This is a genomic window from Ensifer sp. 22521 (assembly GCF_052044795.1).
Lineage (GTDB): Bacteria > Pseudomonadota > Alphaproteobacteria > Rhizobiales > Rhizobiaceae > Ensifer.
On sequence record NZ_JBQENM010000008.1, the window covers coordinates 303,095 to 316,019 of the forward strand.

General features: G+C 59.6%; 10 protein-coding genes and 2 pseudogenes. 6 read left to right on the top strand and 6 right to left on the bottom strand.

The annotated features are described in order from the left end of the window. The first annotated feature begins 307 nt into the window (after positions 1-307). Both ACTJKE_RS14815 and ACTJKE_RS14820 read left to right on the top strand, forming a co-directional pair. The gene (locus ACTJKE_RS14815; protein WP_440636865.1) at positions 308-1,912 is read left to right on the top strand and encodes an asparagine synthase-related protein; all 1,605 of its coding nucleotides are present in this window, start codon (positions 308-310) and stop codon (positions 1,910-1,912) included. After that, positions 1,905-2,840: a phosphotransferase family protein gene (locus tag ACTJKE_RS14820; protein WP_440636863.1), complete on the top strand. Its 936-nt coding sequence runs from the start codon at positions 1,905-1,907 to the stop codon at positions 2,838-2,840. Before ACTJKE_RS14815 ends, ACTJKE_RS14820 begins: the two co-directional genes overlap by 8 nt. Before the next feature lie 172 nt (positions 2,841-3,012). On the opposite strand, the gene ACTJKE_RS14825 is transcribed toward ACTJKE_RS14820, so the two are convergent. Then, positions 3,013-3,657 (bottom strand): GntR family transcriptional regulator, encoded by a 645-nt coding sequence (locus ACTJKE_RS14825; protein ID WP_112995867.1) that lies wholly within the window; start codon positions 3,655-3,657, stop codon positions 3,013-3,015. A gap of 277 nt (positions 3,658-3,934) precedes the next feature. On the opposite strand from ACTJKE_RS14825, the gene ACTJKE_RS14830 reads away from it, so the two are divergent. Continuing rightward, positions 3,935-4,825 carry a LysR family transcriptional regulator gene (locus ACTJKE_RS14830; RefSeq protein ID WP_058329918.1) on the top strand — a complete coding sequence of 297 codons (891 nt, stop codon included), beginning with the start codon at positions 3,935-3,937 and terminating at the stop codon, positions 4,823-4,825. 325 nt (positions 4,826-5,150) lie between these two features. On the opposite strand, the pseudogene ACTJKE_RS14835 reads toward ACTJKE_RS14830, so the two are convergent. The 5 genes and pseudogenes from ACTJKE_RS14835 to phaC form a co-directional block, all read right to left on the bottom strand. Further along, positions 5,151-5,541: pseudogene (locus ACTJKE_RS14835) on the bottom strand (site-specific integrase); the annotation flags it as partial. A 135-nt stretch (positions 5,542-5,676) separates the two neighbouring features. Continuing rightward, positions 5,677-6,196: pseudogene (locus ACTJKE_RS14840) on the bottom strand (JAB domain-containing protein). Beyond that, positions 6,193-7,032 (bottom strand): type I methionyl aminopeptidase, encoded by an 840-nt coding sequence (map, locus tag ACTJKE_RS14845; protein WP_058329920.1) that lies wholly within the window; start codon positions 7,030-7,032, stop codon positions 6,193-6,195. The pseudogene ACTJKE_RS14840 and the gene map overlap by 4 nt, the downstream one beginning before the upstream one ends. A gap of 31 nt (positions 7,033-7,063) precedes the next feature. Next, positions 7,064-7,783, bottom strand: coding sequence for a DNA/RNA nuclease SfsA (sfsA, locus tag ACTJKE_RS14850; protein WP_112995865.1), 720 nt, complete (start codon positions 7,781-7,783; stop codon positions 7,064-7,066). A 19-nt stretch (positions 7,784-7,802) separates the two neighbouring features. Then, positions 7,803-9,653 carry a poly(3-hydroxyalkanoate) polymerase subunit PhaC gene (phaC, locus tag ACTJKE_RS14855; RefSeq protein ID WP_058329922.1) on the bottom strand — a complete coding sequence of 617 codons (1,851 nt, stop codon included), beginning with the start codon at positions 9,651-9,653 and terminating at the stop codon, positions 7,803-7,805. A gap of 108 nt (positions 9,654-9,761) precedes the next feature. Here phaC and ACTJKE_RS14860 point away from each other — a divergent pair, with 108 nt between their 5' ends. From ACTJKE_RS14860 to ACTJKE_RS14870, 3 genes are all read left to right on the top strand, one after another. Beyond that, positions 9,762-10,070, top strand: coding sequence for a hypothetical protein (locus ACTJKE_RS14860; protein WP_058329923.1), 309 nt, complete (start codon positions 9,762-9,764; stop codon positions 10,068-10,070). A 125-nt stretch (positions 10,071-10,195) separates the two neighbouring features. Beyond that, positions 10,196-11,413, top strand: coding sequence for an LL-diaminopimelate aminotransferase (locus ACTJKE_RS14865; RefSeq protein WP_089044643.1), 1,218 nt, complete (start codon positions 10,196-10,198; stop codon positions 11,411-11,413). 89 nt (positions 11,414-11,502) lie between these two features. Beyond that, positions 11,503-12,825, top strand: a complete 1,323-nt coding sequence (locus tag ACTJKE_RS14870; protein ID WP_440691926.1) for a homoserine dehydrogenase — start codon at positions 11,503-11,505, stop codon at positions 12,823-12,825. Positions 12,826-12,925 lie beyond the last annotated feature (100 nt).

Consider the following 12,925-nt stretch of genomic DNA (forward strand, 5'->3'; position numbering starts at 1 on the left):
GGTCACCCGAGCAAAGATTTGGCGGCTATGGAGTGCTCTGGCAGCACCTGGAATGTCGGAAGTGTTTGCAAATACAATAGCTTATATCGACATAGTTACAGCTATAAATGGAAACATTTGGACATAATCACGTGGGTAGCGAAGGATTCTGGCGTTAGCAACGTCATCGAAAGGAAAGGACAATGAACACCTTCAAGTCGATCGCGCCCCTGAAGCGTAGCAAGCGGATGGCCCGTGCCACCAAATTTGTGATGCAGGGCGACAGCAACCGTTTCCGCTACTGACAATCGGGCGCGCGGAGGTCGCTATGATCACATTCGAGCTGGAGCTGAATGAGTGCCCCCGCGCGCCGCTTCTGAAGGGCAAGACCTGTCGTTTGGGCGATCGATCATTTGTTGATGCCTTCCCGCATCCAGCGATCTCGATGGAGCTTATTTTAGCGGAGGGCCGCTGGCTGATCGTCGTCTATGAACGCGGTAGGCAGGAAGGTCCCATCACACTCCATCCTTCAGGAGAGATGCTGTCGGAATCGGCCTACGAGAAGGCTTTTCGCGAAATCTTCAGCTTCCCGAATGAGCTCTTTGCGATCGAATGCGCCTACGGCGCCGGCGCGACCTGCATAAGGCTCCTGTCGGGATCGAATGGAACCTGTCCGATCTACGTCTCCGGAGAGGGGCCGAAGTTAACGGGCAGCTGGGACGTCCTGACGCTTGCTCGTGGTCGGTCGAGAAAGTGCTTCGACCAACAGTTTCTTATTCACGCCGCTTATCGGGCAGTATATTCGACCCGTACCCCATACCACGGCGTGGCCATGATGCCGCCCTGGTCAGTCATCAACTGGGACGGCGGCACGCCGAGCCTGACAGGGCCGGAACCAGACCTCGACGTCGATGGGCCAATCGATGTCCACAAGGCGCGTGCCTTATCCGACTTCAGCTCGTTATTGGATGACGTCTGGAAGACACGAGCGCTTGTTCCAGCCGCGACCGCGATTGAACTGAGCGGGGGCTACGACTCGGCGGCCGTTGCGTTGTCGTTTGCAAAGGGCGTCGGGCACGGTGCGCGTCATCTGTCGATCCTGGTGCCCAATGCGAACCTTTCTGCAAGCCAGGAGAAGCGCATCTCGACCGTCGTTTCCGACTGCCGCGCGAATTCCCGGACTCTATCGATGCGGGATTACCTACCCAGCTACGCGAACCTGGCGCGATTTCAGGGCCTCTATTACCAGAGCGAATCCTACTACGCGGCATTCCAAGAGCTGTGGGCTGGCGCCCGGCGGGCAGGCGCAGACACTGTCATCAGCGGCCACGGCGGCGACGAACTGTTCCCGACATTTCAGGGCGAAAAGTTTGAAACCGATCGTCTGCGGGATGCGGTCGGGCCGGATCCGAGCTTCGTCGAATGTCAGTTCCTGAATTGCCTGACGAAATCAGCAAGGGAACTGGCTGAGGCACCGCTCTGGGGCGCGGTTGCGGTGGCGCCGAGCAGGACATCCGCGCTCTCAGCGATGGCACGTCACACGCCGCTGGTCATGCAAGAAGGCGTGTGGCCGCTCTATCCGCTGTGCAACGTCGCGTTGGTGCGCTTCTGTCATGCGTTGCCGTTCGAGCTTCGCTTTGAAAAGGCGCTTCTCTTATCCTACATCGAGCATTCGATCCCAAGCACATCGATCTTCCGCAACTACCAGAAGGAAAATTTCCTTGATGGTGACATTTCCGGATTGTTGAAGGAAGAAAACAAAATCAGATCGTTGGTGCGCGACATGGCGGTGTATGACTTCGACCTCGTACTGCCACGACAATTTCGAGCGGATGTCGAGCGGTTCTACGATTCGAAATCGTTTGAGCTACTGCACCACATTTGCTCGATCTTGCATCTGGAGGCCTTTTTTCGGGAGAGTGCATATGCGTGACGTTGAGGACCTCAAGAATGCCGAGCGCACCCTGTCCAGGGTTCTGGATCAGGGCAACCTTCATCTGGAGCTTGTGCTCAACGGGGTGAATAAGACTTTCGCCGGGCGCTGCGAGCAAGGCGATTTCTATCTTCGACTGTCCCCGGAACGTCTCCACTCGTCCGTCGAGTTAAAGCGCGAGGCGAAGATCCTAACCTGCATCACGGACCACGAACAAATCGCAGCAAAGCCATTCATGGATCCGCAACATGCGGGAACCGCCTTCGTGTGGGATGGCGCGCCCTATTTTGGAATTGCCACCACCGTCGCGCCCGGAGATCCGTACGATAATTCAGTCGGTCAGTTGAGACCGTTCGGGCGGGCGCTTGGGAAACTGCACGCCATTCCCATAACCGGAAAGGTCGAGCGGGTGGACAGCGCACCCCATCTGGCCGCATCGGGAAAATTGGTCGAAGCGATCTCCCTGGTCCAAGGTGCGATCTTCCAATGGTCAAATCGCGGCGAGCCGACCAGCTCAGGCAAGACTTCCATCCGGCACGGCGATGCCTGGCCGGGGAACGGACGCTTTGGCGAATCCAGGGTAACCCTTTTCGATTTCGAGCACACATCCATTGGAGATCCGGTAGCAGATGTCGCCAACGTCGCTTGGTGGCTGACCGGTCTTCAACAGCCAGCTGAGATCAAATCCCAATTGTGGAACGCCTTCCTGGAAGGCTATGAAGAGACACAGGATGGGGAGAGGGCGGATATGTCCAGTCTTCCATACCATGTTCTCTCGGTCGAACTCCGATCGCTATTATTTCTGCGGGACTTTATCAAGCTCTCGCTGGAAGTGGAGAAAAGCGTCATCGCCGGGACGCAACATCTCGTTGGCGTGTGGCGAAACCGTGCTGTCCCCGAAAGCGGATTTCTGAAGGATGGCTGGTAAACCGCGGATCGATTTTTTGCGAAGTCTGCACAGTCATGGAAACACGCCTATGGAGATCGATCGAGCTCAGCGGTTACGTTCAGGCGTTCACGCCGGCGCCCGTCGTCACAGCGCCGTGGCTCCGGTTGAGGGAGGAGAGGGGCGAATGGGGGGGGTGCAAAGCTGTGCCTTCTCAGCTCTCCTTGAACAGGCGTTCGGCCGCGCTCTGAGTGTGGGCAAGCGATATTATCCGTTCTACCGTGGAAGACATCCGATGGACCTGATTGGAGATCTCCTCAATATCGCCAGCACTGACGATAAGCTCAATTATCCTGCGGACGGTCGCCTTCAAATCTGTGTATTCCGCGTCACACTCGTTGGGCGGGGTGAGCAAAAGATTATCCAGTGCGATCGAGAACAGAAGATACTCGATGTCCGAAAGGCTGAACTTCCCGATGGCGTCTGCGATACGGAAGCAAAATATGGAAGGATGCAGTTCGTCCTTTCCCGCCGCAGCCATCTGAATACTCGCGATGAGGAATTCTCGGTCCTCGCGCAGCAGGAATTTCTCTACCGCCTTCTGAAAGAGAGACCGAGCCCACATGAGGGCATCGAGTTGTTCGCGCTGCAAGGGCTTATGAACGTGATAGGTTTGCCTCGCGCCGCCGCGAATGAATCGTCGCTCCGCCAACCGGATTAGCGCCTCCCTCACGGGGACCGCACTGATATTTAGGGCCCGGGCAATCTCCGTTACGTCAATTCCCGACCCGGCAGCAAGTCCGCCGGTTAACACCAGTTGTCTGATATACGCTCTTGCGACTACGGACTTCGCTTCCATGTTCCATCTCCCACTGATTGGCAGGACCAAGATAAGAACAAACGATCCTTGATTCGTCTGATCCGGCGAGCGACAGCCCCGGCACGGCGTGGACCTGTATGCTTCCTCATCGGTGCCCGTTCGCGCACTCCGCGACCACGACTCAAGCGGCTCGAAAAGCCCGCCCAGCGTGACGTACACTAGGAACGTCGAAGCCTTCCCTGTGCGGCGTTGACCGCGCCATTTCTATCTGCATCATGCAGTGGATCAAGTTAGGTTATATCTGGATTGTAGATAGATGCCCGTTTCCCTGGAACAATTGCAAGCATTCGTTGCGGCCGGAGAGCACGGTTCATTCTCTGCCGCGGGCCGGGCTTTACGAAAAGCGCAGTCGGCCGTGAGCACCCAAGTCGCAAATCTTGAGGAGGATCTTGGTCTCGACCTGTTCGACCGGTCGGGACGGAATCCTTCACTTACAACGGCGGGGGAACGGCTCCTTCTTGAAGCCAAGGTGATCCTGGATCGTCGGGAACACCTGATCGGCGTCGCTAGCAGCTTCGAGGCCCATATCGAGACGCGCCTGGTCGCCGCCATCGATGAGCTCTACCCCGACCGGGAATTGGGGGCGCTTTTCGCGGAGTTTGCAGCTTGTTTCCCGCATGTTGAACTCGAGCTCCTATTTCCGATGATGGAGGACGTGAGCCGCCTCGTATTGGACGGAAAAGCCGACATTGGCATCTTGTGGCGCCAGGAGAAACTGCCTCCAGAACTTGGGTTCCAGACTCTTGGCTGGATTCCGCTGAAAATGGTGTGCTCTAAGGATCACCCGCTGGCGAACGCTCATGTGGACTGGGAGGAACTGAAGCGTCATCGGCAGATCATGGTTGCCGTACGGAGCGAGGGGCCGGAAAGACAGCGGTTGCGGACGGCCGCGGAAGTCTGGTGGGTCGAAAGTCAGTGGGTCATATTGCAGTTGGTCAGGCAAGGCATCGGTTGGGCGCTGGTTCCTGACCACGTCATCGCAAATTCACCGCATGCACCTTATCTCGTCACTCCGGAGCTCCAGTTCGGCGACGGCCAGTTTCCCGTCGCACTGGAAATGATCTGGCACAAACAACGAGCTTGCGGGCCAGCCGCGAAGTGGCTTCGCGAACGCTTCGCCGCCACGAAGATCGATGCCAATACGTGAAGGGAGTGATCATCGTGAACTGCGGCGAAATCCGACAGTTAATTCAGATGGTTAGTTGTTCATTTATCTTTTTGCGGCATTGCGATGCCGTCTCGCGGGCCGCCTCACAACTTTGACTATCGCCCATCTTCACTCACCGCCAATGGCGTAGCATGGCGAACTGCGCGAGTAGCGGTTAGTCAGAACGTGGGTTTCATGACGAACTCTTCGCTGGCTTGTCTAGCGGTGACCCTTCATCAAGTCTGGGCGTGGTAGCGGTCGTCGAGTGGACCGGAGTCGCCATGCGAACACCCTGCTAAAATTTGAGCACTTTGCGATGACACAGGAGTCCCTTCTCAGCTTCCTTCCAGGATGGCTTGACGGCGGCCTTGAGCGACGCGACATACGCTTCGAAGAGGTCCGCGACGGTCCCGGGGCGGGTGTCGCCGGCGATCTTTATGCTGCGCCCCTTTTGGATCATGTCGGCATAGTCGCGTTTGAACACTTCGCGCGCATGACTGAGGCTCATCGAGGGATAAGAGCCGAGCTTCTTCTTGAGGCGCTTTTGGTCCCGCCACTGCTGGGCCATCCAATCCGCAGTGACGCGGGTCGGCATTTGGTTTCATGACTAGGACGAGACGTCCCGTTCCATGACCCTCGCCATCAATGAGGCTTAGCTGCTTTCTTGTCTGCTCCACTTGTTTGAGAGCTCGGCGAAAGCCACTGGGCTCTCCCATGGGCTTTCTAGTGGGGTCACCAGACGGGTTGCTGGGGTCTGGGACTGGGGCCAAAAAAGGGCTTCGATCCCTCAAAAGCCGACCCCAATATGCCATGGTATCCGACTCTTCGACAAGCCAGAAAACCGTTATTATTCAGTGTGCTACAGCGTGATCGAACGTGATCGAAATAGGCGAAGTGGGATGATTGTGCACGAGAATGATCGCGGTGGCGGAGAGTTCGAGTGCGCGTTTGACCACCTCGCGCGGATAGACAGGCGTGTGGTCGATCGTGCCGGTCTGCTGCACCTCGTCGGCGATCAACGTTTTGCGCTTGTGCCGATGCCGTTCACCTCCTGCAATAGCGCAATCGGTGCGCCGAAGACGCCAGCAAGCGTCCCGAAACGGCTGATGAGCGCCTTGGCGATCGGCTTGGTATCCTTGCGCGGGATCAGCCGGAACAAGAGCATTTCCAGGATTTCGTAGTCCGCCAGCGCCGCGTCGCCGTGCTCGCGGTAACGCTCGCGCAGCCGATCGCGATGGCCGTGATAATGCGCTTCGGGCGCCGGTGCCTTCTTGGCCGCCGGTCCGCCGTCCAACTGCAATTGCGGAAAAAAGTCCTCTCGTCCGCCGATGGCGTTTCGTCGCCTTCAGGGGAGATCGGACGCTTCTTCATGCAGCGCCGACGTTGTTGAGGCCCGGCTTGAACAGGCCGGCCGGCGACAGCGTGAAGATCTCGCACCCCACGGCGGTCACGCCGACCGTGTGCTCGTACTGCGCCGAAAGCGACCGGTCACGGGTAACGGCGGTCCAGCCATCCGAGAGCACCTTCACATGCGGGCGGCCGAGATTGATCATCGGCTCGATGGTGAAGATCATGCCCTCCCGTAATTCGGGGCCCTCGTTGGCGCGGCCGTAGTGCAGGATGTTCGGCGCGTCGTGGAAAAGCTTGCCGACGCCGTGGCCGCAGAAATCGCGCACGACGGAGCAACGTTCCGCTTCGGCATAGGTTTGGATCGCCTCGCCGATGGCACCGGTGCGAGCACCCGGGCGTACGGCGGCAATGCCGCGCATCAGGCTTTCATGGGTGACATCGAGCAGCCGCTCGGCGGCGCGCTTGATCTCGCCGACCGGATACATGCGGCTCGAGTCGCCGTGCCAGCCATCGACGACATAGGTGACGTCGATATTGACGATGTCGCCCTCGCGCAGCGGCTTGTCGTTGGGGATGCCATGACAGACGACGTGATTGATCGAGGTACAGGAGGACTTGGTGTAGCCGCGGTAGTTCAGCGTCGCGGGCAGGGCGCCATTGTCCATGCCGAATTCGAAGACGAAGCGGTCGATCTCGTCGGTGGTGACGCCCGGCTGAACGCGCGAAACGAGTTCGTCGAGGCAGCGCGCCGTCACCTGGCAGGCCTTGCGCATGCCTTCAAAACCTTCCGGTCCGTAGAGCCGGATAACGCCGGTGTTTTTGTAGGGGGCAGACCCTGCCTCGATGTAAGTCACCATTCCAAAGCTTTCATTTGTTCCAAGTCGGATTTCATAGAGCAGCGAGGGCGCCTTCGTCCACTGCCATCAATCCGGTCGGACGGATTTGCGTTGGCGATACCTGACATTTGATCGCATAGGCCTCGACCCCACGCGCCATGGCGCGATCGAAGGCTTGCGCATAGGCCGGATCGAAATCGCGGCAGATTCTCAAATGGTCGCAGTCGCCGCGCTGTACAAGATAGATCATGACGGCGCGGTGACCGGCTGCGACCATGTCGCCGAGTTCGTCGAGATGTTTGGCGCCGCGCGCCGTCGGGCTATCCGGAAACTCCGCGAGATTGGCCGAGCGACTGAAATGCACGTTCTTCACCTCGACGTAGGCGAGGCCTCGATTGGGGTCGCTGAGCAGGATATCGATCCGCGAATTGCGGCCGTATCTCTGTTCCCGCGCGAAGCCTTGATATGTATGCAGATCGGAAACGAGGCCCAGTCGAATGGCTTCTTCAGCGAGTCGGTTCGGCAAGCCGGTATTGATCCCGACCAGCGTGCCGTCGGCTTCGACGATTTCGAGCATGTGACGGTATTTCCGCGTCGGGCTGTCGTGTTCCGACATCCAGATGCGCGAGCCTGGCGTCGTCAGGCCACGCATCGAGCCTGTGTTCGGGCAGGAGCCGGTCATGGCGGTACCGTCGGGCTGGATCGCATCGAAGAGAAAGCGCTTGTAGCGCTGCACGAGGGTTGCCTGTGCGAGCGGCGGGTCGAAGATCAAGACATGTCCTGCAACTGTTTCATGCCCGGGCGCGAACGTACGAGCCCGGCGCTTCCTCGAGCGAATTCAGCGGGCCGCCGGGCTTGCGGGCCGGAACGCGCCTCTTGTCGAGCTTCTCGATCCATTGGTGCCAATGCGGCCACCAGGATCCCGGCGTTTCCTTCGCTGCCTTGAACCAATCATCAAACTCGCCCTTGGGCGCGCCTCCGGTCCAGAACTGATACTTGCCCTTGTCCGGCGGGTTGACGACACCGGCAATGTGGCCCGAGCCGGAAAGCACGTAGGTGACCTTGCCGCCAAAGGAAGAGCTGCCCAGGAAAACCGACCGCGGCGGGGCGATGTGGTCTTCCTTGGTGGCGAGATTGTAGATCGGGATTTTCACGTCGCCGAGCGACACCTGCCGGCCCGCAAGCATCATCTCGCCCTTCGAGAGTTTGTTCTCGAGGTAGCAATTGCGCAGATAGAAGGAGTGGTTGGCGGCCGGCATCCTTGTCGAATCGGAATTCCAGTAGAGCAGGTCGAAGGGCAGGGGATCCTGCCCCTTGAGGTAGTTGTTGACGAAGTAAGGCCAGATCAGCTCGGAGGCGCGTAGCATGTTGAAGGCGGTCGCCATCTTCGAGCCGTCGAGATAGCCCGTCACGCTCATGTTCTGTTCGATCTGGCGAATCTGCTCCTCGTCGACGAAGACCTTAAGGTCGCCCGCATGGGTGAAATCGACTTGCGTGGTAAAGAGGGTCGCGGAGCGAATGCGATCGTCGCCTTCGGCGGCATGCAGCGCGAGGGTCGCCGCAAGCAAGGTGCCGCCGACGCAATAGCCGATGGCATCGACTTCGCGCTCGCCGGTCGCCTGCTCGACGACATCGAGCGCAAAGCCGATGCCTTCGCGCGCATAGGCTTCCCAGTCCTTGGTTGCGTGTCGTTCATCCGGGTTCACCCAGGAGATGACGAACACCGTGTGCCCTTGGTCGACGGCCCATTTGATGAAGGATTTCTGCGGGTTGAGATCGAGAACGTAGAACTTGTTGATCCACGGCGGGCAGATCAGCAACGGCCGCTTCAACACCGTCTCCGTCGTTGCTTCATACTGCAGCACCTGGCAGACGTCGCTTTGGGCGATGACCTTGCCTGGCGTGATCGCGATATTCTCGCCGATCGCGAACTTGCTGGTATCCGTCTGCCTCAGTTTGAGGTCGCCGCGGCCGGCGGCGACGTCCTCGGCGAACATCTGCATGCCCTTGACGAGGTTGGCGCCGTTCGATGCGACGGTTTCGCGATAGAGTTGCGGATTGGTGGTGACGAAGTTCGTGGGCGAGAGGGCGCTCGAAACCTGGCGGACGTAGAAAGCGGCCTTGTGCTTGGTGTGATCGTCGAGCCCTTCGGCGTCCTCGACCATGCGCTCGGCCCAATCCGACGTGACGAAATAGGCCTGCCGGATGAAATCGAAGAACGGGTTCTTCACCCAATCCTCGTCGGTAAAGCGCTTGTCAGTGCGCTGGAGAGCCGCAGGCTCCGGCATTCCGACGTCGCCGGACATGCGATGGAGCGTCCGCGACCAGATCTCGAAGAAGCTGCCCATCAGGTGCGTCTGCGCTTCAAGCGTGCGCCGGGGATCGGAAAGCCAGTACTCGGAGACCTTGGAGAGCGTTTTCACCATGTCGGTGACGGGTTCGGAGAAGACGTCCGATTTCTGTCCCGATTCACGCGGCGCCAGCCAGGCGGAGGCCGCCTTGCCGAGTTGCTCCATGGCGCGGGCGAGGTTGACGGCGAGGCTTTCCGGGTCCTTGACGATATAAGGTTCGACGGATTTGGGGTCGAATCCCGTGAAACCGTCCTTGCCAGCGGTGCCTTCCGTTTTCCTCTCTGCTGTCACCCGGCGTCCTCCACAGCATCTTGTTTGTTTTGTATTTTTACATTCTGCCCGAAAATGATTACAAGGGCTAGCGCATCGTCGCGTGTCAAAACAGAGGTCGTCTTCAGTATGCTTGCCGTCGGAAAACAGCGTTCCATCACCTGGCTTGCCGGGATCGTTCTGCTAGGCACGCTTGCAGGCTGCAACAGTCAGACGACCAACTTCGAGAACTATCCTTCGGTCTATGGCCAGAAGCCGGCCGCAACGACGCAGATGACCAATGAGGAGGCGGCCGACATGCAGGCGCGCCTGACGTCGCTTGGCGCTGCGCGCAAGTCCGGTGCGATCTCGGAAGCCGAATATCAGCGGCGTCTGAAGGAAATGCGTGCACTCGCCGAACAGCACGGTACCGACACGCTGAAAGAGATCCAGAATTAGCGCTTGCCTTTCCGGTGATTTGGACGCAAAGCGTTCAATGGCCGCATGGACGGCCGTTCACCACAGCGCACGGTTTCCCAAGGCTTGAGCCGCTGGCGGGAGCGTGCGCCAAATGAGGTTTGGAGATGGAAGAGTTTCACAAAGTCCGGCGTTTGCCGCCCTATGTTTTCGAACAGGTCAACCGTTTGAAAGCAAGCGCGCGAGCGGCCGGTGCTGACATCATCGACCTCGGCATGGGCAATCCGGATCTTCCCACTCCGCAGTCGATTGTCGACAAGCTCTGCGAGGCCGTTCAGGACCCGCGCACGCATCGTTATTCGTCGTCGAAGGGCATTCCCGGGCTGCGTCGTGCCCAGGCCGCCTATTACGCCCGTCGCTTCGGCGTCAAACTGAACCCGGATACGCAGGTCGTCGCCACCCTTGGCTCCAAGGAAGGCTTCGCCAACATGGCGCAGGCGATCACAGCGCCCGGCGACGTGATCCTGTGCCCCAACCCGACCTATCCGATCCATGCCTTCGGCTTCCTGATGGCGGGCGGCGTTATCCGTTCGATCTCGGTCGAACCCGACGAAACGTTCTTCGGGCCGCTGGAACGCGCCGTGCGGCACTCGATCCCGAAGCCGCTGGCGCTGATCCTCAACTATCCGTCGAACCCGACGGCGCAGGTGGCAACGCTCGACTTCTACAAGGACGTAATCGCGTTCGCGAAAAAGCACGACATTATCGTGCTTTCCGATCTCGCCTATTCGGAAATCTACTTCAACGACGCGCCGCCGCCGTCGGTCCTGGAAGTTCCGGGTGCGATCGACTGCACGGTCGAATTCACCTCGATGTCGAAGACATTTTCGATGCCCGGCTGGCGCATGGGCTTTGCCGTCGGCAACGAGCGGCTGATCGCGGCACTGACGCGGGTGAAGTCCTACCTCGACTATGGTGCGTTCACGCCGATCCAGGTTGCCGCCACACAGGCGCTCAACGGTGACGGCAGCGACATCGCCGAAGTCCGCAACATCTACAAGCGCCGTCGCGATGTGATGGTCGAAAGCTTCGGCAAGGCCGGTTTCGAAGTGCCGCCGCCGGCAGCGACCATGTTTGCCTGGGCGAAGATCCCGGAAAAGTTCCGTCATCTCGGTTCGCTCGAGTTCTCGAAGCTCCTGGTCGAGAAGGCTGATGTGGCAGTTGCTCCAGGCATCGGCTTTGGCGAGCAGGGCGACGACTACGTGCGTCTCGCTCTCGTCGAGAACGAACACCGCATTCGCCAGGCGGCGCGCAACATCAAGAAATTCCTGTCGACTGCCGACGAGACGATGCACAACGTCATCTCGCTCAACGCGCACAGGTGATTAAGACGGGAGGCGCGCTACGTGTGCGCCTCCTTCCACACCGGCACCGCAGTTCTCGCGGCTCGCCCTCTACATGTTAGGAAATGGCTATGGCAGATGCCCTCAAAATCGGCATTGCGGGCTTGGGTACCGTCGGTGCCTCGCTCGTGCGAATCCTCCAGGATCGTCACGAGATGCTTGCGACAACGTGCGGGCGGGCAATCGAGACCACGGCCGTAACCGCGCGCGACCGCAACAGGGATCGCGGCGTCGATCTTTCGAAGGCCACCTGGTTCGAAGATGCCGTTTCGCTGGCGCGGGACGCCGATATCGACGTCTTCGTCGAGCTGATGGGCGGCTCGGGCGATCCGGCCTATTCGGCCGTCAAGGCGGCGCTTGAGCGCGGCATTCATGTCGTGACCGCCAACAAGGCGCTGCTTGCTGCCCATGGCATCGAGCTCGCCAAGATCGCCGAGGAGAAGGGCGCGCTGCTCAATTACGAAGCGGCGGTTGCCGGCGGTATCCCGGTCATCAAGGCTCTGCGCGAGTCCATGACCGGCAACACGATCTCGCGCGTTTACGGGATCATGAACGGTACCTGCAACTACATTCTGACAAAGATGGAGAAGGAAGAGCTTTCCTTCGAAGCCTGCCTCAAGGAAGCGCAGCGCCTCGGCTATGCCGAAGCCGATCCCGCCTTCGACATCGAGGGCAACGACACGGCGCACAAGCTGTCGATCCTCACGAGCCTTTCCTTCGGAACAGCGATTGCGGCCGACGACATCTACCTCGAAGGCATCACCAACATCTCGATCGACGACATCCATGCGGCAGCCGATCTCGGTTACCGGATCAAGCTTCTGGGCGTCGCACAGCGCACCGACAGCGGCATCGAGCAGCGCGTCCACCCGACGATGGTGCCCTATGATTCCGTCATCGCGCAGGTCGACGGCGTGACCAATGCGGTCGCGATCGAATCCGACATTCTCGGCGAATTGCTGATGGTCGGCCCCGGTGCCGGCGGCAATGCAACCGCCTCGGCGGTTCTCGGCGATATCGCCGACATTGCGAAGAGCCGTCCCGGCGCCCAGCACGTTCCGGCCTTCGGCCGTCCGACCAATGCGCTGCTTCCCTACAAGCGCGCACAGATCCAGAGCCACGAGGGCGGCTATTTCATCCGCCTGAAGGTCGTCGACCGCACCGGCGTTTTCGCCAGCATCGCCACCCGCATGGCGGACAACGGCATCTCGCTGGAATCGATCATGCAGCATTCCAAGCAACTCATGGAAGGCGGCGAGCCGCAGACGATCATCCTGGTCACGCATGCGACCTCGGAGCATTCCGTTCGCGATGCCATCAAGGCGATCAAGGGCGAGGGCTATCTCGTCGGCGAACCGCAGGTCATCCGCATCGAACGCCCGAAGGCGAACTGAGGACCGCATAGCCCTCAGGCCGCAAGGCACGACGGTGCGTAGCGCTGGATTGCCACCGATAGAATGGAAGCCTCGCCGTGCAAGCATGCCGGCGAGGCTT